The following is a 21,643-nucleotide window of genomic DNA, read 5'->3' as shown; positions in this document are numbered from 1 at the left end:
GCCGGGTTTTTTGTTTGTGTAATGCGCAGGGGAGAGGTTATGCCTGAGTTGCCAGAGGTAGAAACCAGCCGACGCGGCATTGAGCCACATCTGGTTGGTCAGACAATTCTTCACGCAGTCGTGCGCAATGCGCGTTTGCGTTGGCCAGTGTCACAAGAAATCCTGGCGTTAAGCGATCAGCCTGTGCTGAGCGTTCAACGTCGTGCCAAATACCTTTTACTCGAATTGCCGCACGGCTGGATTATTATCCACCTGGGTATGTCAGGCAGTTTACGTGTCCTTTCAGAAGAGTTGCCCGCAGCCAAACACGATCATGTCGACCTGGTCATGAGCAACGGTAAAGTCCTGCGCTATACCGATCCCCGGCGTTTTGGCGCCTGGCTGTGGAGCAGCGACCTGGCCGGCAGTAGCGTACTGGCACACCTCGGCCCAGAGCCGCTGAGTGAAGCGTTCAGTGGTGACTATCTGTTTGAAAAATCCCGCGGAAAGCGAACGGTGATTAAGCAGTGGCTAATGGACAATAAAATTGTCGTTGGCGTGGGTAACATCTATGCGAGTGAGTCACTGTTTACGGCAGGGATCATTCCTGATCGACCCGCAATGAGCCTTTCCCATGAAGATGCGGCGATATTAGCGAATACCATCAAAGCGGTACTGCTGCGCTCAATCGAGCAGGGCGGAACAACATTACGCGACTTTTTACAAAGTGATGGCAAACCGGGCTATTTTGCACAAGAGCTACAGGTTTATGGTCGCGCGGGAGAGCCCTGCAGAGCATGTGGCACACCGATTGTCAGTGGCAAGCATGGGCAACGCAGCACTTACTGGTGCCCCAACTGTCAACACTAAGGCAGTTTTGCCAGCAGAGCCTGGTGGACAGGCGCGGGCAGGAAGGCCGAGACGTCGCCGCCGTGCCGCGCCACTTCTTTCACCAGGGTAGAAGAGATAAAAGAAAAGTTTTCCGATGGCATCAAAAACACGCTTTCCAGCGTCGGCAGCAAATGCCGGTTCATACGCGCCAGCTGTGTCTCATATTCAAAATCTGACACGGCACGCAATCCGCGCACCAGAATGTTTGCCTGCTGAGTGCGGGCAAAGTTCGCCATCAGATCGCTGAAACCTGTCACCTCAACGTTCGCCAGATGCGCGGTCGCCTGACGCGCCAGCGCAACTCTTTCATCAAGCGTGAATAAGGGCTTTTTGCTCGGGCTGGCGGCAATGGCTACGACCAGCCGGTCAAACATCTGCGCAGCACGCGTCACAATATCGATGTGGCCTAATGTGATGGGATCGAAGGTGCCTGGATAAATAGCTTTCGTGGTCATGTGCGCCCTTTCGCCGAAGCATGAGTCAGCGCCCATAGCGCTGCATATTTGTTGAAGGTGTACTGGGCATTGACGACCGCCAGCAGCCAACCCTGTTTACCATCAAGAAAGCCGGCACGCAGCAGCAGCGTTTTCGCGAAGGCGCCGAGCGCATGACTGAAGACCGAAAACAGGCTGCAGGTTTTTCCGCGCTGAAATCGTTCCTGTGCCCAGGCCTCTGCATAGGCCAGCTGCTTACGCTGGAAAGCCATCAGGTTACGACAGGTCAGGTGTTGTAAATCGCCTTTGAGGGCCTGCACGGAGGCGCCTTCGGTGTTGAGTGACTCGTGCACGCTGTTATCGTTATAGCTTAACGTACGTGGGTAAAGACGCATCACCCGATCAGGGTACCAGCCGCTGTGGCGCATGAATCGCCCCAAAAAAAGATTACTGCGGCTGAAGCTGTAAACGGTGTCGCCTGGCGGCGCCTCAAGCACCCGTTCAATGGCCTGACGTAACTCTGGCGTGACTCGCTCATCGGCGTCGATCATCAAAATCATGTCGCAACTGGCAAAACTCTGCGCCCGCTGGCGCTGTTTGCCGTAGCCCTGCCATTCCCTCGCCTGAAAAACCTGCGCGCCTGCTGCCCGGGCCAGCGCCATCGTGTCGTCCGTGCTGCCAGAATCCAGCACGATAATCTCATCGGCCCAGCTCACTGATGCAAGACAGTCAGGCAGCAGCTCTGCTTCATTTTTGGCAATCATCACGACTGAAAGGCGTTGGCGAGTGGATGTCATTAATGGGCTCGTGGCGGCAGGTGTGGTTCAAGTAACTGCAGCAAACGCTGAAGGGCGCCCTGGTTTTGATGCAGCACTTCTACGGCATGGCGTCCGTAGTAGCGACGATAATCATCGTCCTGCAGCAGGTTCGTCACCTCTTTTACCAGCGATGCGACATCAGTAACGGTAATCAGCCCCTGTGCCTGTTGCAGCTTGCTACAAATATCTTTGAAGTTCCAGGTATGGGGGCCCATAAGCACAGGAATAGCATGAGCGGCGGGTTCGAGCGGGTTATGACCACCGCGCTCAACCAGGCTGCCGCCAACAAAGGCCAGATCGGCAATGCCATACAGCAACATCAGTTCACCCATCGAGTCGCCAATCACAACCTGCGTTGAGCCGGATGGGATTTCACCGCTGCTGCGCAGGGTAAAACTGAAGTTGCGCTTCTGCGTCAGCTCTCGGGCATCGTTAAAACGCTCCGGGTGACGCGGCACCAGAATCAGCAGCAAATCCGGAAAGGTTTGTAATAAGCGACGGTGCGTATCCAACAGGATAGCTTCCTCACCCTCATGAGTGCTGGTGGCAATCCAGACAGGGCGACGGGGTGCCCATTGCCGGCGTAGCGTTACTGCTCTTGCGGCCAGCTCGGGCGTAACAGAAATATCAAACTTCAGGCTGCCGGTAACCGACAGATGCGAGCGCTTCAGGCCGAGTTGCACAAACCGCTCACCGTCCTCGGCGTTTTGTGCGGCGATCAGCGTGATACTTTGTAAAAGATTACGCATGAACTTGCCAAGCTTGCGATAGCCTTTAGCCGATCGTTCGGAAAGTCGGGCATTAGCAATCACCAGGGGAATATGGCGCTGGTGCAGGATACGAATGATGTTAGGCCACAGCTCGGTTTCCATAATGATCACCAGGCGTGGATTGACCGTATCAAGAAAGCGATTGATGGCGTTGGGGAGATCGTAAGGCAAATAAACATGATGCACATCTTTGCCAAAAGCAGAGAGCGCACGTTCAGAACCGGTTGGCGTCATGGTTGTGACGGTGATAGGTAGCGTTGGATAGCGATGACGTAGCGCGCGCACCAACGGCACTGCCGCCAGGGTTTCGCCCACGGAAACCGAGTGTAAAACGATGCCTTCAGGCTTCACTTTTCCGGCGCAATAGCCATAACGCTCTGCCCAACGTTTACGGTAGGCAGGAGCTTTACGACCGCGCAGCCACAGGCGCAGCCAAATAAGTGGCTGAATGAGATAAAGCAATGCGGTGTAAATGGTCGTCATAGTTACCGTTATGACACGTTGGCGTCAAAAAAGCAGATTAAAGTCAGAATACAGCATCTTATCAGAAACAGCATAATCACTCATCCCACATCATGCGTGGCGACTCAGGACCTGCTGATAGAGCCTGTTCAGTGAATGTGCCAGGTTTTGCGGCGTGTAAGGTTCAATCCTGCGTCTTGCTGCTTCGCCCATTCTGCCGTCAACGGTTAAAGCAGAAAGGGCATTAATGGCCTGATTGAGTCCTTTTACATCCAGCGCATCACGAACAAACCCTTCCTGACCTTCGCGAATAAATTCAGCGCCGCCACACCCGGTGCTGGTGATCACCGGCAACCCGCAGGCCATGGCTTCCAGCACCACGTTGGGAAAAGGATCGTAAAGGGTGGGCAGAAGCAATCCATCAGCAGCATGGTAATAGGGCTGCACATCCTGCTGTACGCCGACAAAACGAAGCCGCTCACTGCAGTGAAGCTGACTGGCTAACTGCTGATAACGTTTTGCCTGTTTGTCCTGGCCGACCACGATCAGATAGCGGTTACTTTTGGCCAGCGCTTCAATGGCGGCTTTGAGGCCCTTACGTTCAAATCCCGAACCCACATAGATCAGAACAGTCGCGTTAGCGGGCAGGTTCAGCTGTGTCCGAACCGCATGGCGGGCGGCCTCTGTCGCAGGTTGAAAGCGCGTTGAATCAATGGCGTTGTGAATGACATGTATTTTGTCAGCCTGCAGTGCGAAGCAGCGCAGGATGTCTTTTTTTACCATCTCAGAATTACATATCACCGCTTTCAGTGCGGGGGAGTTAAACATATCGGCTTCTGCCTGCAGAACATAGCGATGATATGGGCTGAGGCTGGCGCTAAGACGCTGCAGGGGCGAAACAATACGTGCCCGTTGTTCAAGCCAGACACGATGAACGCCATCGCCTGCCCGAAAGATGTCACAACCAGCGATACGCTCATGGCTTTGAACAATATCGAACTTTTCACGTTCCCAGCAGGCCCGCGCCGCGTGGGCAAAACCGCGTTCACGTGAAACCCGTCCCAGTTTCCCTGGATTGCAGATATGCAGGTGCCAGTCCGGGTTGGGCTTTCCTTCCCAGCTTCGGGTGATGATATTGAGATCCAGTTTTTCGCTACCCAGGGCTTCCAGCGCGCGTGAAATAAAGCGTTCGGCCCCGCCATCAGGGCGGTATTTCTGCCGGACAATCGCCAGGCGTAACTTACTCATTTAGATAGCTCCTTGCTGCGGTAACGACATCCTCAACCGGGATAACGGACAAGTAACGTTGTTCGGTACGAGTATCAATGGAATCCGGAGAAGGAAGGGGGCCATAGTCACCAGCCCAGATGACCCGATTGTTGTCACCCCAGGGGCGCCAGTGCTGCAGTTTTGTCGGGCCGAAAAGCGCAATGCAGGGCGTGTCGAGCGCGGCGGCCATGTGCATCGGGGCTGAGTCAACGCCGATAAAGAGCTGAGCGCAAGCAATCAGTGCAGCCAGTTGTGGCAGAGAGAGTTTGCCTGCCAGCGAGATAACATGCGGAGACTGGCACTGCGCCAGAATCCGCTCAACCATCGCCAGCTCACTATCATCCGGTCCTGCTGTCAGGATGACTTTTCGGTCGGCTTGAGCCAGCTGGTCGATAGTGGCTGCAACCTTGTCTTCCTCCCAGCATTTGAACTGCCAGCGGGAGGTAGGCTGCAGCACGATATAAGGGGGCTTCACCTGCTGCTGAAGCAGCATATTCTGCACTTTTAACGCATCGTCCGGGCTGAAGTGCATCGAGGCTCTGGCACCGTCGGCTGAAATCTGCAGCGGTGACAGAGCGGAAAGATTCTGTTCAACCGTATGTAAGCGCTCATGATTTTCTGTGGTAACCAAATGATTGTGGCACCCGCGCCAGAAGGCGTTATCACGCTTTTTAAACGCGAATCCAATGCGTACCGGCGCACCAGACAGTCCGGTGAGAATGGCACTGCGCCACTGATCGGCAAGGTTAATCACCAAATCGTAATGACAGGCTCGCACTGCTGAGACCAGTGCGACTTCATGGCGAAACGTCTGCCAGCCACCTTCCTTTTTCCAGTTTCGATCGATGATGTGCAGATGACGGACAGAAGGATGTGCTTCCAGCATGGGCCGGGTTTCTTTGTAGAGCAGGACATCAATGCTGGCCTGCGGATAATGCTGATGCAAAGCATTGATGACAGGCGTAGTCAGCAGCATGTCGCCGTGATGGCGTAGTTTGATTAACAGAATTTTTTTGGGTGCAAACTGGACTGGAATCGGGCTTGTCATACTCAAATGCTCTCAGAATTCAGTGAGCCGATTGTAGGGCAAACCCTTTTGAGGTTAAAGCAAGTGACGCCGCTTATTTCCTGCGCCAGTAATAAATTCGACCCAGCCATAGCAGCAGGTGATACCACTGTTTTATCCCGCGCGCATTACGCAGCATGCGTTTGTGTGTCTGGGTCGCGAAGATATCGGCAATCATCGCCTGTCGTGCTGATTCGTCCGGTTCGCGTCGGATACTGTGACAGACGCTCAGGGCTTCGTAAGTAATCTGATAGTGAAAGGCCGGATAAATTTTTACCTTATGGCGATAGCGGCTGTTAATTGACTCCAGCATTTGCGCAATTTTCAGATAGTGACGCTGATATTCAACGTTACGCAGGCCGGTCCGCTTGCGGTTGCTGATTGAAGCATCGTGCAGATAGTAGCGATACAGCTGTTTATCGGTATAGCGCGCGCGTTTTACATTCAGCATGAACTCTGTGGTCCAGGGAATATCCTGATGGTGCAGGCCGGGTTCAAAATTTAGCTTCAGTTTTTCAATCAGTTCGCGTCGGTAAATACCAAGCCAGACAACATGTTTATAGCGATGAGTCTTCAGCGCCTTGTTAAGCCACTCAGGGCCGCTAAGGACGGATGTGCTTGAGAGTCGTTCAGGCGGTATCAACGGCTGGGTTTCATTGCTAGCCTGGAAAAACCATTCGGCATTGCATTGCGCCACATCGAGATCGTCTGCCTCTGCCATATCGACCAGTGTCTGATACATCTCTGGCTTCATGGTGTCATCAGCGTCTGGAAAGGTTACGTACTTACCGGATGCAACAGCCAGCCCGGCATTGCGTGCACGTGATACACCACCATTAGGTTGGTGAATGACCCGGATATGAGGATGACGTCGTGCGTAGTCATCCGCTCTCTCACCCGAGCCGTCAGTCGATCCATCATCGACAAGGATGATTTCCAGAGATGTCAGCGTCTGAGCCAGTAAAGACTGAATAAATGTCTCAAACATGACACCAGCGTTAAACATTGGTGTGATTATCGATAGTAAAGGCGAATTTTGTGACACAGCAGCATAACTTCAAGTGAAAAGAGACGGATTTCCGCCGACATTATTACGAATGCCGATAGAACTTTTTGTGCATTTAGGGTCAAACCTTGATAGGTAGCAGAAATTTATTTTTTCGCAACTTTATGGCGTGTGTACGCTCCAGTCCGGTCAGGTACGTTTAACCAGGTACAATATGAAAAATATCCTCGTCATCAGGCGCGACAACATTGGTGATATGGATTGTACCACACAGTTACTGGAAGGCATCAAAACGGCCTTTCCCGAAGCTAAACTGACGCTGTTGGTAAATAAAGTGGCGCAGGATGTGATACTGCATAACCCCCATGTCGATGCGCTTCATGTCTATAAGAAAGCCAAGCACCGTGGCAAGAACGAGACCGCAATTGGCGTTTACTGGCACCGTTTAAAGATCTTTTGGGCTTTACGTAAAACGAAGTTTGATGCGGTGGTACTGGCGAACCCGGTTCCCTGTAAATACAGCCTTCGCCTCGCGCGTATGGCGGGCGCAACCCACATCATTGGCGCTGGCGAAGCCGATAACGGGCTGACAAGAGTCTTTGGCAGAGACGATTTTTCTGGCAACCACCAAGTCGAACACACTTACTCGTATCTCTCAGCGCTCACTGCTCATTTGCCTGTCGTTCCCCCCGTCAGAGTCTATTTAACCCCACGAGAGCATGAACAGGCTAAAACGCATGTGCATTCACTGTTTACGGTATCGGGTCAGACATACGGTATACACATCAGTAGTCGCAGCCCAAAGCGCCGCTGGGATATAGAAAAGTATGCTGTTTTTATTCGTCATCTGTTAGAAGATGCGCAAGCCCGTGTGCTGATCTTTTGGTCGCCGCAGGGAGCGCTGGGGCCGGATGATCGGGGTGATGACGCCAGAGCCGAGCAACTCATGCAACTGGTCAATTCTTCACGAGTGGCGGCTTACACTACCACATCAGTGCGTGATCTAATGGCGGGTTTTAGTTGTTGTGACCAAATTCTGTGTAGCGATGGTGGCCAAATGCATATCGCGGCGGGTTTGCATAAAAAGCAGGTGGTGTTTTTTGGCGATACGGATGCGCCTGGGTGGCATCCATGGTCTGGTGAGTACAGGATTTTGCAGACACCTTCTGGTGAATGTAACGACGTTACTCCTCAAGAGGTGATGAGTGCGTGGCTGCAGCTTAAGGACATCTCTTGAGTGGCTACTACGTGACTGACACGCTCAATTATTTTCCGAAAATTTCTGGCTAAACGATGTCAATTACCGGAAGAACAACGCTTAAAACGTGCCGTTCCCTTGATCTGCTTATCGGTTCATGGGAACGACTGATTGATGCTATGAGCGGTCAACATGCATTCATTTGGACGCTCGGAAATCTGCCAACTGCAAGTATCGCTGACAGATAACGGAGAGGCTGTAGATACTCAGGTCAAGTTGATGCAAATCAGGCGGGTTATCGTAAATCTCTCGCATCTTTTCCGCCAGTGAGGTTGCATTCATCTCAGACAGCCCGCGACTCAGGTCACCCGTCAAAATACTCGCGGGCCCGCCGGGGCAACGTGTACTCACTACAGGTGTTCCGCAGCTCATTGCTTCGATCAAAACATTGCCAAAGCCTTCACTGTCAGAACTCAAAATCAACATCCGTGCATGATGTATCCAGGGATAGGGATTACGCTGAAAGCCTTCAAAGCGCACGCGATCTGAAACGCCCAGCTGTTCCGATAAACGATACAGTTTTTCTTTCATAGCAGGACTGCCCTGTCCCAGTAAGATTAAAGGAGCCTGAATGCCACTTTGCGCATAAGCTTCCAACAGGCGGTCATGGCGTTTAGTTTCATGGAAACGGCCAACATGAACAAGGAAATCCTCACCTGCCAGTGGGCAGGGTTCCAGTGAGAGCCTTTTGATTTCATTGAAATCAAAAGGGTTAAAGATAACATCCGTTCGCGATGCTTTTACGCCAATATGGTTGATCAAGTCATCAAGAGCATATTGGGAAACCGCGATCACCTGGCGATGGCGATAGACATGACGTATTTTCTGTCGCTTGAGCCATAATGAAAAACCCGATTTGCGAGCGAGATAAGAGGCAGAAAAAATGCCATGAATGCAATACCAGGTCCTGAGCGGATCGAGAGCACGCGAAGAAGACACTATTCGGTCCGTTTTATGCAGATGAGACAGCACAAGATCAAATTTGCCTTGGCGGGTTTCACTGTAACGGACGGCTTTATCCAGGAGCGCGGCGCGACGAGATGTTTCGGTAAGCTTACGCCATGGACTGCGACAACGGTCTTCAATCACCTGGTAATCAAGCCCTGACGGAAGGGAATAATCACAGACGTTACGCAAAGAAAAAAGTGATACCTGATGTCCACTGTTAATCAGGCCCTGTGCCAGGGTCAGTACTACTTTTTCAGCGCCGCCACCAGGCAGCCCGTCTATTATCATCAAAATACGCTTGGACAAATTATCACCTCAAAGACGCCGCCAGCACTGTGAATGGCCTAAAGCATAAAGCGCACGGCAGTAAACTCGCCATAACAGAGCAAAATAGTGGGGATCTGACGCAGTTTTTCAATAGGGAAAACACCACAACGCTATTTTATTCAAGGCGTTACAAAATAAAGGCCCCGCTGACTACGGGAATTATCTTAGGTTATCAGGCCATTGATGACTACGAATAAAAACCAAACCAATTGCAATTATATTTTTGCGCGGAATGACTACCCTGCGTAACATAGTCAGGATAATCTCTACCGATTATTGGATAAGTCATGGATAAACCGGCATTTTTAATCACTCTCGATACGGAAGGTGACAACCTCTGGCGCAACCGCAGCGGCAATGTCACCACACATAATGTCCGCTTTCTACCGCGTTTTCAGTCGCTTTGCGAGAAATACGCGTTCAAACCGACGTGGCTTACTAATTATGAAATGGCTTGCGATCCGGCTTATGTCGAGTTCGGACGAGATCTTCTTGAGCGTAATCAGGGTGAAATAGGCATGCATTTACATGCCTGGTACAGCCCTCCTGACTATGCACTTACGGAGGATGACTGGCGTTACCAGCCTTATTTGATCGAATATCCAGAGTCGATACTGCACGATAAGGTCGCCTATATGACCGACCTGCTTGAAACGGCATTTGAAACTAAAATGCGTAGTCACCGTGCAGGCCGCTGGGCCTTCAATGAAGTTTATGCACGTGCATTGATCGATCATGGCTATCTGGTCGACTGCTCTGTGACGCCGCGCGTGGACTGGCGTAGTTCTCCCGGTGCTCCCCAGGGGAAAGGCGGTACAGATTACCGCCATTTTCCTGACCAGGCCTACTATGTCGACATCAACGATATTTCCAAGCCTGGCAGCTCAACCTTACTGGAATTGCCGATGAGCATTCAGTACCGGCATGGCATGTTGAAAAACCAGTTTAAAAAAGTCTGGGACAACGTCAGGGGTAAGTCGAGAGGACCTCGGGTAAACTGGCTGCGGCCTGTGGGCGGGAATCTGGCGCAAATGAAGCATGTCGTTGAGCAAACGCTGTCGCAGGGAAACGACTATGTTGAATTTATGCTGCATTCATCGGAGTTTATGCCTGACGGCAGCCCGACGTTTAAAAACGACGCAGACATTGACCGTCTTTACGATGATTTAGAGCAGCTGTTCAGCTGGCTTCAGGAACGTACCCAGGGTATGACCTTGACCGAATATGCCCTGAAGAAAAAAACGGCACTCGGTGCCGTCACTGATTCGCTTCAGGAACAGATTTGCGGGCCTTAAATCGCAACCACGAAAAAAGCGTGTCGACTTCGGGATAGCGCATTTGCCAAAACTTTTTTGTTTTGCAATGGCCCCTACAAAGGCGTGCGGCTGACTTAATGGCCAGCCTGGTTTGTTTATCGTAATGATAATAACCAAAAACCGCTTTCGACATGCTTTTCACTTCATTAAAGCAGTTCACTATCATCCCTGCAGCCAGTCGACGCAGCTCAGTGTCAGACTGTGCCATTGCACACATTTTATTCATGGCGAATAGCATGTCCTCAATGTCACTCATACGGACATTCCGTGTGATGCCCTGCTGATTATCGCGGTAGTAGTAGAGCGTATTTTCAAGATGAGCGATACGCTGTGTTTTGAGATATTGAAATGGCGTAAAGATAACGTCTTCGTAACGTCTGCCGACTTCAAAAGCCTCACCTTCCAGCAGACTGTTTCTGTATATGCGGTTCCATAAATGCCACATCGATCGGATAAAAAGCGGACGCAGACAATTCAGCCCCTGAACGGAAAAATCGTAAGCGACACGTTGAGGCAATTCGTTTTCTGATGCTTCAGGGGGCGTGTTTTCAAAGCGTGCGTAGTTAAAATCAATCAGATCGTCTTGATCGGAGAGTAATAACGGTCGGATAACTGATAGATAATTTTTACTGAGTAGATCATCAGCGTCCAAAAAGGTAATAAATTTTCCTTTAGCTTTTGACAGGCCAACATTGCGGGTTGCGGCAACCCCCTGGTTAGCCTGCTGAATGAATTCAACACAAGCTGAAGGATAAGTCTTGAGAAATTCTTTCACACGCTGGGCTGAAAGGTCTGTCGACCCATCATCGATAATGATGACCTGAATATCAGGGTCAATTTGGGTAAACAAGGATGTCAGACAGGGAACGATATAATCCTGACTATTGTATAAAGGAATAATGATGCTTAGCAGCCAGTCACGCGTTTGCATTACTTCGCTTCCTGTAATACAGACGGTGTTTTAACTAATAAGCCACTGATGATGACGGCCAGACAATAGATGAGGGTTCCCTCAGTGCTGAAAAATATCACGTCGCTCAGGCCATAGGTGATCAAAGATACTGTGACTGCGAAGAGTGCGGGATTGCGGTAAGGCGTGAATGCGCTGCGTAATAAGCAAAGATATAAACCTGCCAACGCTAACAGACCCACAATGCCCTTAATCGAGAACGTTTCCATCACTTCATTGTGCATATGAACGGTAAGGTAGGGTAATGCCCCATAAAGCGAAGGTTCTTGTGCAACAATCACTTTTGCTTCTGCCGCTCGTTGCTCTGCAGACTCTCCCCACAGGGCTTCAAGGCTGGTGCGAAATGCAACGGTTTGCATGCTTAAGCGTGAGATGATTGAGTTTTCTCCCGTTTGCTCATGCATATGCGCAATATCCTGATTGAACTGCTGTATACGCATAGTGATGACTTTATGAAAAAGTGCAGCGCTGAGCAGGAGCATGATGGGCACCAGGATGAACAGAATAATTTTGTGACGACGATTAATCACATGTGTGCTCATGAGTACAATCATTAAAGCCAACACGGGATAAGCCAGCATAGCTGCACGGGTTCCAGTCAACAGAATGGAAGCATAGGTAAAGGCGAAAGCTGCCAAAAAAAGCAACACTCTGTGGCGGGTTTTTAAAAGTAATACGGCTTTAATGAATATCAGATTGACTGCGGTAATGATGTAGGCAGCAACCGTTGCTCGATCAAAATTCAGCTCTACACGCGCTATGTGTAAGAAAACCCCCTGATAAATGGCATAGCTATTTACCGCAAGCCCGCAAACAAGGGCTGCCAGCACGGTATTTTTTTGTAGCGCTATCTTTGTATTAAGCATCGCCAGTAGAACAAACGCTGCGGCGATTTGTAATCGTCCGGTTGATTGGTACTGCCGGTACAGACTAATGAAATCGCCAGGTTGTTTATACATGGCTGTCCAGATAATGCTGATGATCCCGACAGCAAAAAACGCACCAGGGAGAATCAGGTTTTTTTTGTCAGCAATGTAAAATCTGAGATGAAAAACGATGACCAGAAAAGCCAGATAGCTGGAAAGATAAAAAACGTTCCTGCCAAAGGCCCATCCAAATGGCGAAGTAATAAAGGCGATAGCACATCCGATAAAAATAAGCTGGCTGAAAAAGTTGGCAGGCGCTTCTTTTTTAAAGATTAAATGATTTAGTTTCATTTTTTAATTATAACATCCTTTAAAGCATCGTTGAATTCTGTCTTAAACAGCGCATAGTCGAAATGTTCTACTGTCCAGGCTTTAGCGGCTTCACTAAATCGCTGATACGTTTCAGGCACCGACAAGACTTCCACCGCGTTGGCGCAATCAATATGTGAAACCAGCCTGGCTTCTTCCATAACATCACGGACAGGTTCGTAGACCTGATAGGGGAAATCAACGCGTATACCAGTTAATTTCTCATGCTCATCAATTGTAACGGAGGGGGGTAATCCAATGCCACACTGCTGATGACCAACGACTTCAGGTTGGCCGTCAATCATGGGGAAAATAACCGGTACACCAAAATAAAGCGCTTCCATACAGGAAAGGCCAAATGGCTCAGTGACAGGTGTACTGAGATAGATATCTGTGCGATTAAAAAAGGCGCTCATATCATGCTGAAAACCGCTGAAGGTAACAAACTGACTAATATTCAAACGCTCAGCAAGCGCCACGAAGGCGTCATGATCGGGCCCTTTTCCCGCAATTTCCAACACAACGTTGTGTCCACGTTGGCGTAATTCTTTAAGCGTTAAAAGTCCTACGCTAATGCCTTTCAGGCTAACCTGGCGAGATGCCGTTCCTAGCCTGAGCGGATTTTTTAGCGTTCTGATTGCGGAATTTATCCCCTGCGGCAACATGATTCGGTTTATCACGACGTGATGCGGGCAAGGTAGGTTGAAGCGGTGATGCATCACCCGGTTTGACGCGTATGAGGCTGAAATCACGCCGTCCAGCATTGCCATAAAGTTAAGCGTTTTTTTATTTTTTGGATAACGCCATGAGCAGCCATGATCGTAATAGACCAGAGCAGCCCGCCTGGGTTTTGCTGGCAGTCCTGGAATTAAATCCCAAACCACTATTACATCGGCATCACTTGCCTCAATGCGTTTTTTTAGCAAATATTTCCGAAGAAATTGCGGGACTTTATATTTCAGGCCATTTACCCAACGATTGGCAAAGGTGATTTTTTGTTGAGGAATGTGACGACGAATATCATCGTCTATCTCATTACTGATGCATATCACATCATCATTTCCGTCAGAAAAATCATTGATGTACTGCAGGAACAGGCGTTCAACACCACCCATTTTTTCAAGGTTAATGATGTGGAGTTTCTTCATACAAGAATCTCAAAGACCATATCCGCGACGTCCTTAGCGCTAATGTCTGCTAATTTGCTGCCCTCTGCAGGCCGCAAAACATACTGATTTTGCCCATAACCCCCAATCAAACCCGGATCGGTGGGGCCATATAACGTGATATTGGGCCTGTCTAGTGCGGCGGTCAGATGGCTCAGCCCTGTATCTACCGACACTACGGCATCTGCGCCTGCCAACTGCTGTGCTACGGCTTCAAGAGAAAGCTTAGGCAAGACTTCTACGTGCTCAAAACCTTCAGCCAGACGCAGCGCACGCTGATGTTCATGTTCAGCGCCCCACGGCAGCTTTACACGCAAGCCCGCTGGCCGGACACGTTCAATCAACTCTCGCCAGTGAGCTTCTGGCCAGTGCTTGTTATCACGGGTAGTGGCATGAAGAAATACCAGATAAGGGCTCTCATGCTGTGATAAGGGCTTCAGAAAATGGCCGGCAATTGCATAATCCCCCTGAGACGGGGGTTTATCGTAACCCAGACTTTTAGCAAACAGCTCACGCGTCCTCTCGACTGCATGTTGTTGCTTGCTGATCTCGTGCTTTTTGTCATACCACCAACTGGCGAAAGGTTCTCTCGCACTACGATTGTCCAGGCCGTGCTTAACGCCTTTAGCCAGACGAGTCACAAGCGCGGCGCTCTTAATCAGCCCCTGAGCGTCGATCACGATGTCGTAGTCACGAGACTGAAGCTCACGCTTGAAACGCACGCGCTCTTCACGCTGCAGGCTGCCAAACCAGTGTTTGCGCCAGCGTCGAATGGCGACAGGCAGAACCTTATCCACTGCCGGATGCCAGGTCGGGATTTGTGCAAAATTTTCTTCCACCACCCAGTCAAAGCGTATTCCGGGCAGGGCATGCATGGCATCGGTGAGTGCTGGCAGCGTATGCAGTACGTCTCCCATGGAGGAGGTTTTGACGATCAGGACGTGCATGTCCCCTCCTGGACTTCGCGCAACAACGTGCTCAATGTTTCATGAACCTGTGCGGGCTGAATATCGATAAGACTTTGGTGATAGCCCTGCCCGGCATCGCCTTTGCGTACACGATGATAGCCGCTAATTAAACGGAGAATACGTGCCCGATTAGACAGAGGCGGCGTAAAGTCAGGGCTGCTGGGACCATATAAGGCGACAAGCGGTCGGTTTAACGCTGCGGCAATATGCATCAGGCCCGAATCATTACTGACCACTGCGTGGCACTGAGCCAGCAGAATAACAGCCTGTTCCAGCTGCGTTTCGCCAGCCAGATTGCGGCAATGCGCACGGCTCGCTTCCGGTAGCGAAGACAGGATTTCTTCACCGGTGGAATGATCTTTTGCCGAGCCAAACAGCAGAATCTGATAACCCTCACTGATTAACTGCTGGGCAAGCGTCGCATAGTGAAAATGCGGCCAGCGTTTTGCCGGCCCAAACTCTGCACCGGGACAAAAACCAATCGTCGGCCGCTCGGGAGTCAGCTGAAACTGCGCGGACGTCTCACTTTTTTCCTGTTCACTGACCTGTAGCTGAGGCGTTAGCAGGGGTTGCGGCAGTTCCCGCGCTGAGCGGACTGGTGAGTCATAAGCCAGAGCCACATAGCGCTCAACCATAAGCGGAAACGCGGCTTTATCCAGTACCCGACAATCGTTTAACAGGCCGTAACGCATTTCTCCGCGCCAGCCAATACGGCGCTTGATCCCGGCAAAAAAGGGAACCAGCGCTGATTTAAAAGAGTTGGGTAAAACATAAGCGCGGTCATAATGGCTGGCCTGGAGCGATTTGCCCAGTCGACGGCGCTCGCCAAGCGCTAACGCGCCATGACCCAGCGGCATCGCCAGCGCCTGATTCACTTCAGGCATCCGTGAAAGTAAAGGACGGCACCACGCAGGTGCCATCACATCAATCACTGCGTCAGGATGTTCGGCCTTTAGGGTACGATAGAGACTTTGCGACATCATCATATCGCCGACCCACGACGGGCCGATCACCAGAATTTTCATTACCGGTATCTATTCCTTTAGACGTTGCGATTTAACCAAACCATATATTCAGAAACGCCCTGTGCCACGGTCTTAAACGGTTTGTCGTAACCCGCTGCGCGTAATTTAGACAGGTCGGCCTGCGTGTAAGCCTGGTAGCGGCCTTTCAGCTTGTCAGGGAAAGGAATGTACTCAATCTGGCCTTTCTGGTGAAAATTAAGCACCGCATCTGCCACTTCCTGGAAGGATTCGGCGCGGCCTGTTCCGCAGTTATAGATGCCGGAAATCCCATTCTCCCAGCACCACAGATTCACCGACACCACATCATCGACATGAATAAAATCACGTTTAAAGCCGTCGCTGCCTTCAAACAGCTTTGGATTTTCATCATTGCTAATCTGCGTGTTTAAATGAAACGCCACGCTTGCCATGCTGCCTTTATGACTTTCACGCGGGCCGTAAACGTTAAAGTAGCGAAAGCCGCATACCGGCGAGGAGGCTTCAGGCAGGATCTGACGCACGTAGTGGTCGAACAGCATTTTTGAATAGCCGTAGACATTCAGTGGCTGTTCGTACTGGCGCTCTTCAATGAAATTCTCATTGCGTCCACCATAGGTGGCGGCAGAAGAAGCGTAAAGGAACGGAATTTCACGCTCAAGACAGAAGTGCAGCAGATCTTTAGAATACTGATAGTTATTATCCATCATGTACTTACCGTCCCACTCGGTGGTGGCTGAGCAGGCACCTTCGTGAAAAACGGCTTCAATCGGACCAAGATCTTCGCCTGACATGATATAGGTCAGGAATTCTTCTTTATCCATGTAATCAGCGATATCCAGATCGGCCAGATTCACGAACTTGGTGCCATCTTTAAGGTTATCCACGACCAGAATGTCGTTGTGACCGCGATCGTTCAGCGTTTTGACAATATTGCTGCCGATCATTCCTGCGCCGCCGGTTACGATAATCATACTGTTACCTTTAAAGTTTTGAGTTGAAACGGGACATTTCACACGTAATGCCTACATCATAACATTTCATCCCGCTCCAGACAGCCAGATGACTCTGTAAGGTCCTCCACATCCAACAGAATGGCGTGAACTATGCTGCAAAATTAACATTCTTTTGGTCGATTAAGCGTAGAAAGGCGATATGTTCAGTAATATTTGCCAGATTTCCACCTTATCAGGAGCAGGATAATGCCAGCGCATTTTTACCAACATATCCGGCAGCAACTCGACGCCGCCCAGCGTGAAGGTTTATTCAAAAAAGAACGTATTATTACCTCCGCACAACAGGCAGAAATTGAGGTCGGGCCTGATCGTCCCGTAATTAACTTTTGCGCGAATAACTACCTGGGTTTGGCCAACCACCCAGCCTTAATTCAGGCAGCCAAAGAGGGCATGGATTCGCACGGTTTTGGCATGGCATCCGTGCGTTTTATCTGCGGTACCCAGGATATACACAAACAGCTGGAAAAAAAGCTCGCCGATTTTCTGGGAATGGAGGACGCCATTCTTTACTCCTCCTGTTTTGACGCCAACGGCGGGCTGTTTGAAACCTTACTGGGCGCGGAAGATGCCATCATCTCTGATGCACTCAATCATGCATCGATTATTGATGGTGTACGCCTGTGTAAAGCACAGCGCTATCGTTACGCTAACAATGATATGGCGCAACTGCGCGACCGCCTGAAGGAAGCCAGGGATAACGGGGCGAAGACCATTATGATTGCCACGGACGGCGTGTTCTCAATGGACGGCGTGATCGCCAATCTGAACGCCATTTGCGATCTTGCAGACGACTATTCCGCACTTGTCATGGTCGATGATTCCCATGCGGTTGGCTTTGTCGGAAGTACCGGTCGCGGAACGCATGAGTACTGCGACGTCATGGGCCGGGTCGACATTATCACCGGCACTTTGGGCAAGGCGCTGGGCGGCGCATCAGGCGGTTACACTGCTGCCAAAGCAGAGGTGGTGGAATGGCTGCGTCAGCGCTCACGGCCTTATCTGTTCTCTAACTCGCTGGCACCGGCAATTGTTGCGGCTTCTCTTCGCGTGCTGGATTTATTAAGCGAAGGCGACGGTTTGCGTCAGCGCTTGTGGGACAACGCACGTTTCTTCCGCGAAAAAATGACATCGGCAGGTTTTACGCTGGCCGGCGCCGATCATGCCATCATTCCGGTCATGCTGGGAGAAGCCAGCGTCGCGCAGGAATTTGCTCAGTTGTTACAACAGGAAGGCATCTATGTCACCGGGTTTTCCTATCCGGTTGTGCCAAAAGGTCAGGCACGCATCCGAACCCAAATTTCAGCAGCGCACAGCCAGCAGCAACTCGAAACGGCGGTGGCAGCTTTCACGCGCATTGGTAAACAACTTGGCGTCATTGCCTGAGGATTAACCATGAAAGCACTGGCTAAGTTGAAAAAAGAGCAGGGCATCTGGATGGTGACTGATGCGCCAGTTCCCGAGCCGGGTCACAACGATCTGCTGATAAAAATTCGTAAAACCGCCATCTGTGGGACAGACGTACATATTTACAACTGGGACGACTGGTCGCGTAAAACCATCCCGGTCCCCATGATTGTCGGCCACGAATATGTCGGTGAAGTGGTGGCTATTGGTCAGGAGGTTAAAGGGTTTAACATAGGCGATCGGGTTTCGGGTGAGGGGCATATCACCTGTGGGCACTGCCGAAACTGCCGCGCAGGCCGTACCCATCTCTGTCGAAATACCCAAGGCGTTGGTGTTAACCGCCAGGGATGCTTTGCAGAGTATCTGGTTATTCCCGCCTTTAATGCATTCAAAATTCCCGACAATATTTCCGACGAGCTGGCAGCGATTTTTGATCCCTTCGGCAACGCGGTACATACCGCCTTATCCTTCGACCTGGTCGGTGAAGACGTACTCATTTCCGGTGCCGGCCCTATTGGTATTATGGCGGCTGCGGTGTGCCGCCATGTCGGTGCGCGGAATGTCGTGATCACGGACATTAATGACTACCGGCTTGAACTGGCCCGCAAGATGGGCGTGACCTGCGCGGTCAATGTCGCCAGGGAAGATCTGCGTGAAGTCATGCATGCGCTGGACATGAAAGAAGGCTTTGACGTGGGATTAGAAATGTCAGGTGCACCGCCCGCTTTCCGAACCTTGCTTGAGGTGATGAATCACGGTGGGCGGTTGGCCTTACTGGGCATTCCTCCGGGAGAAATGGCTATTGACTGGAACCTGGTGATCTTTAAAGGACTGTTTATCAAGGGCATATACGGGCGTGAGATGTTCGAAACCTGGTATAAGATGGCCGCGCTGATTCAGTCAGGTTTGGATCTCACCCCGATTATCACTCACCGTTACCCGATTGATGACTTCCAGCAGGGTTTTGATGAAATGCGCTCGGGGCAGTCTGGAAAGGTGATTCTGGACTGGACGTCGCCTTGATCGCCCGAGTAGCGAGTAAGAAAGATAACGTTTGTCTGCGTAATGTGATTGCTCAGCACCAGGTTTAATGCCTGGTGCTGAGTGTTTTAGAACAGTTCATCAATACGATGATAAAGCGGACTTTCTGTAATGCTTTCACCAATAACGCTCAGCGCACGGCTAGCCGGAACTGGTGCCAGCGGCTGCTTCACTTTACATTCACCAGGCGGCTGGAAGCCCTGAAGTGGCTTGCTGTGTGGTGTGATCTTGGCTGGCGATGCGTTGCCGTTGCGTAGCGGTTCATTCAATAACTGACCCGGCGTCACCAGGGTGATATCTGCGGGCAGCGAGGGCAACATTTGTTGCAGCACCCGCACGGTATTGGGATGCGGATGACCGATCGCAATCGCGTAGCCATCACGCTGGGCCAGACTGACTGCCCGGTTGAACTGCTGTCGAATCGCATTGATATCCTGACTGTCATCTAAAAATACGCGACGCTTAAGCACCCTGACGTGCGTTCCCTGTGCGGCCTGCAGTGACTGACTGTTACCAATCGTCATGCTGTCGAGAAAGTACAGATTGTACTGATTCAGCGCCTGCATGACTTTTTGCATACCCGGCAGGCTCGATGTCATTTTGCTGCCCATATGGTTATTCAGCCCCACTGCATAGGGGACATTGTTGACCGCACTACGGATGATGCGATCGATTTCCGCGCGGCTCATTTCAGGCGTTAAGGTGTTTTTCTCAAGCGGTTGCTTACTTAACGGCGCCATAGGCAGGTGAATCAGAACTTCACGGCCGCCCTGATGCGCTTTGATGGCCATCTGACGTGCATAGGGCGCATCAGGAAGCACCGCGACAGAGATCGCCTGCGGCATTTGCAGCACTTTATTTTCTTCCGTGGGTCGATAGCCGAAATCATCAATAACGATGGCGAGCTTAGCGGCCTGGGACGCGAAACTGAGCAACAGTCCGCACAGCAAGGCGGTAATCTGGTAACGATGAACTAACACTTATTTTCCCAACCACGGAACTGGATTGACCGCTTTACCCTGACGTCGGATTTCAAAATAGAGCGAAGGCGTGCCGCGACCACCGCTGGTGCCCACCAGCGCAATGGGCTGACCGGCCTTCACCTGGGCACCTACGCTGACGAGGGCGCTTTGGTTATAGCCATACAGGCTCATATCCCCTTTACCATGCTCGATAACTACGACCAGACCATAGCCCTGCAACCAGTCGGCCATCAACACACGACCATCGGCAATGGCTTTGACCTCTGTGCCTTCCGGAGCCGCAATGACCAGGCCTTTCCAGCGTAATTCGCCTTGCAGTTCCTCACCGAACCGATGTTCGACGCGTCCGCGTACCGGCCAGATATCCTGACCGTTGGGCCGTCCCAATCCGCCCGTTCGCGCCATCAGCTCGCGCTCGCTTTGTGTTGGCTGATAACTGGAGCCTTTCGCTTTCGCCTGCACCTGACGCTGACGCACTTTTTCTGCCTCACGTGCCTCACGGGCGGCGCGTTCACGGGCTTCTCGCTCGGCACGAGCGATTTTATCTTGCAGGCGGCTTTCGTTCTGGCGCATCTCAACCAGGTCAGCCTGATCCTTCTGCAGGGCGCTTTCCAGAGATGTGAGCGTTTTTTTACGCGCGGCGCTGGCTTGCTGGAGTTTGTCTTGTTGTTCTTGCTGCTGGGTTAACAGCGTTTTCTGCTGTTGTTGCTTTTGTTCCAGCGAGGCGCGCTGTTGGGCTAATTCCTGACGGGTGGTTTGCAGGGCGGTGATATTTTCCTGACGTGCGGTGTTCAGATAGCCAAAGTAAGCGAGGATACGTTCGCTACGCTGACTCTCTTCACCGCCTAACAGAAGTTGCAAACCTTTGTGCTGCCCCTGGCGAAAGGCGGCGTCCAGCTGTTCAGCAAGCAGCTTTTCCTGCTGGGCCTGCTGCTTTTCAAGACGGGAAACCGAGGCGGTGACCTGGGTAATCTCACCCTTCAGGGCCGACAGGCTGTTACGAGTTTCCCGTAGCTGTCGACTTGCCTGAGCAATGATCTTTTCCTGACTTTGTAGCTGATTAAGTAACTGGCTGCGCTGAACCTTTTGGGCTTTTACGCTTTTTTCTTTTTCGGCAATTTCTTGCTGGATAGATTTCAGCTGGGCTTTGTTGTCATCCGCCGATAAGCCGGGTAGAGGAAACAACAATATGCCCGCATAAAGCAGGCTAAAAGACAGGGCGGACAAGCGTGTAAACAACGGCAGGGGACGACCGTTGTAACGAGTCCATGTTGGTAGAACGGTTGTCTTTCCCTTCATAGGCCGATGATTATTC

Annotated in this window: 20 protein-coding genes; 5 read left to right on the top strand and 15 right to left on the bottom strand. The window is 51.1% G+C overall.

What is annotated here, in order from left to right; genetic code table 11:
- The first annotated feature begins 39 nt into the window (after positions 1–39).
- Complete coding sequence (gene mutM, locus EL29_RS17770) at positions 40–849, top strand: bifunctional DNA-formamidopyrimidine glycosylase/DNA-(apurinic or apyrimidinic site) lyase (RefSeq protein WP_019105393.1); 810 nt, start codon at positions 40–42, stop codon at positions 847–849.
- On the opposite strand, the gene coaD is transcribed toward mutM, so the two are convergent.
- From coaD to EL29_RS17740, 6 genes are all read right to left on the bottom strand, one after another.
- Complete coding sequence (gene coaD / locus EL29_RS17765; RefSeq protein WP_014604743.1) at positions 846–1,325, bottom strand: pantetheine-phosphate adenylyltransferase; 480 nt, start codon at positions 1,323–1,325, stop codon at positions 846–848. The two genes, mutM and coaD, sit on opposite strands and share 4 nt — an antisense overlap.
- Positions 1,322–2,101: a glycosyltransferase family 2 protein gene (locus EL29_RS17760; protein WP_013027735.1), complete on the bottom strand. Its 780-nt coding sequence runs from the start codon at positions 2,099–2,101 to the stop codon at positions 1,322–1,324. The genes coaD and EL29_RS17760 overlap by 4 nt, the downstream gene beginning before the upstream one ends.
- Entirely contained in the window at positions 2,101–3,375 is a 1,275-nt protein-coding gene (gene waaA, locus EL29_RS17755) for a lipid IV(A) 3-deoxy-D-manno-octulosonic acid transferase (RefSeq protein WP_013027734.1), read from the bottom strand. The genes EL29_RS17760 and waaA overlap by 1 nt, the downstream gene beginning before the upstream one ends.
- A gap of 90 nt (positions 3,376–3,465) precedes the next feature.
- On the bottom strand, positions 3,466–4,602 hold the full coding sequence (locus EL29_RS17750) for a glycosyltransferase family 4 protein (RefSeq protein WP_013027733.1): 1,137 nt from the start codon (positions 4,600–4,602) through the stop codon (positions 3,466–3,468).
- The gene (gene rfaQ, locus EL29_RS17745; RefSeq protein ID WP_019105394.1) at positions 4,595–5,671 is read right to left on the bottom strand and encodes a putative lipopolysaccharide heptosyltransferase III; all 1,077 of its coding nucleotides are present in this window, start codon (positions 5,669–5,671) and stop codon (positions 4,595–4,597) included. The genes EL29_RS17750 and rfaQ overlap by 8 nt, the downstream gene beginning before the upstream one ends.
- Before the next feature lie 73 nt (positions 5,672–5,744).
- On the bottom strand, positions 5,745–6,734 hold the full coding sequence (locus tag EL29_RS17740) for a glycosyltransferase (RefSeq protein ID WP_071988956.1): 990 nt from the start codon (positions 6,732–6,734) through the stop codon (positions 5,745–5,747).
- A gap of 175 nt (positions 6,735–6,909) precedes the next feature.
- On the opposite strand from EL29_RS17740, the gene EL29_RS17735 reads away from it, so the two are divergent.
- Complete coding sequence (locus EL29_RS17735) at positions 6,910–7,932, top strand: glycosyltransferase family 9 protein (protein WP_019105396.1); 1,023 nt, start codon at positions 6,910–6,912, stop codon at positions 7,930–7,932.
- A 159-nt stretch (positions 7,933–8,091) separates the two neighbouring features.
- Here the strand turns inward: EL29_RS17735 and EL29_RS17730 are convergent, their stop codons facing one another.
- Positions 8,092–9,189 carry a glycosyltransferase gene (locus EL29_RS17730; RefSeq protein WP_014594900.1) on the bottom strand — a complete coding sequence of 366 codons (1,098 nt, stop codon included), beginning with the start codon at positions 9,187–9,189 and terminating at the stop codon, positions 8,092–8,094.
- A 326-nt stretch (positions 9,190–9,515) separates the two neighbouring features.
- On the opposite strand from EL29_RS17730, the gene EL29_RS17725 reads away from it, so the two are divergent.
- On the top strand, positions 9,516–10,523 hold the full coding sequence (locus EL29_RS17725) for a polysaccharide deacetylase family protein (protein ID WP_013027728.1): 1,008 nt from the start codon (positions 9,516–9,518) through the stop codon (positions 10,521–10,523).
- Here EL29_RS17725 and EL29_RS17720 read toward each other — a convergent pair.
- From EL29_RS17720 to rfaD, 6 genes are read right to left on the bottom strand one after another with little or no spacing between them, the layout of a single operon-like run.
- The gene (locus tag EL29_RS17720) at positions 10,486–11,475 is read right to left on the bottom strand and encodes a glycosyltransferase family 2 protein (RefSeq protein WP_013027727.1); all 990 of its coding nucleotides are present in this window, start codon (positions 11,473–11,475) and stop codon (positions 10,486–10,488) included. The genes EL29_RS17725 and EL29_RS17720 overlap by 38 nt on opposite strands.
- On the bottom strand, positions 11,475–12,731 hold the full coding sequence (locus EL29_RS17715; protein WP_014594899.1) for an O-antigen ligase family protein: 1,257 nt from the start codon (positions 12,729–12,731) through the stop codon (positions 11,475–11,477). Before EL29_RS17715 ends, EL29_RS17720 begins: the two co-directional genes overlap by 1 nt.
- Positions 12,728–13,897 (bottom strand): glycosyltransferase family 4 protein, encoded by a 1,170-nt coding sequence (locus EL29_RS17710; protein ID WP_019105397.1) that lies wholly within the window; start codon positions 13,895–13,897, stop codon positions 12,728–12,730. Before EL29_RS17710 ends, EL29_RS17715 begins: the two co-directional genes overlap by 4 nt.
- Positions 13,894–14,862: a lipopolysaccharide heptosyltransferase RfaC gene (gene rfaC / locus EL29_RS17705; protein ID WP_014594897.1), complete on the bottom strand. Its 969-nt coding sequence runs from the start codon at positions 14,860–14,862 to the stop codon at positions 13,894–13,896. The genes EL29_RS17710 and rfaC overlap by 4 nt, the downstream gene beginning before the upstream one ends.
- On the bottom strand, positions 14,850–15,908 hold the full coding sequence (gene rfaF, locus EL29_RS17700) for an ADP-heptose--LPS heptosyltransferase RfaF (protein ID WP_013027723.1): 1,059 nt from the start codon (positions 15,906–15,908) through the stop codon (positions 14,850–14,852). The genes rfaC and rfaF overlap by 13 nt, the downstream gene beginning before the upstream one ends.
- 17 nt (positions 15,909–15,925) lie before the next feature.
- Positions 15,926–16,858 (bottom strand): ADP-glyceromanno-heptose 6-epimerase, encoded by a 933-nt coding sequence (gene rfaD / locus EL29_RS17695; protein WP_014594895.1) that lies wholly within the window; start codon positions 16,856–16,858, stop codon positions 15,926–15,928.
- Positions 16,859–17,086: 228 nt separating this feature from the next.
- On the opposite strand from rfaD, the gene kbl reads away from it, so the two are divergent.
- Together kbl and tdh are read left to right on the top strand one after the other, a co-directional pair.
- Positions 17,087–18,283 (top strand): glycine C-acetyltransferase, encoded by a 1,197-nt coding sequence (gene kbl / locus EL29_RS17690; protein ID WP_028715917.1) that lies wholly within the window; start codon positions 17,087–17,089, stop codon positions 18,281–18,283.
- A 9-nt stretch (positions 18,284–18,292) separates the two neighbouring features.
- Positions 18,293–19,327 (top strand): L-threonine 3-dehydrogenase, zinc-binding type, encoded by a 1,035-nt coding sequence (gene tdh / locus EL29_RS17685; RefSeq protein WP_013027720.1) that lies wholly within the window; start codon positions 18,293–18,295, stop codon positions 19,325–19,327.
- An 86-nt stretch (positions 19,328–19,413) separates the two neighbouring features.
- Here tdh and EL29_RS17680 read toward each other — a convergent pair whose 3' ends face one another.
- Entirely contained in the window at positions 19,414–20,325 is a 912-nt protein-coding gene (locus tag EL29_RS17680; RefSeq protein ID WP_022622376.1) for a divergent polysaccharide deacetylase family protein, read from the bottom strand.
- A complete protein-coding gene (gene envC, locus EL29_RS17675) occupies positions 20,326–21,627 on the bottom strand; it encodes a murein hydrolase activator EnvC (protein WP_019105399.1) in 1,302 nt (433 codons plus the stop codon).
- Positions 21,628–21,643: the final 16 nt, after the last annotated feature.

Origin of the sequence: Pantoea ananatis LMG 2665 (genome assembly GCF_000710035.2) — a bacterium.
GTDB lineage: Bacteria > Pseudomonadota > Gammaproteobacteria > Enterobacterales > Enterobacteriaceae > Pantoea > Pantoea ananatis.
This window is presented reverse-complemented; position numbering and strand designations above follow the sequence as displayed.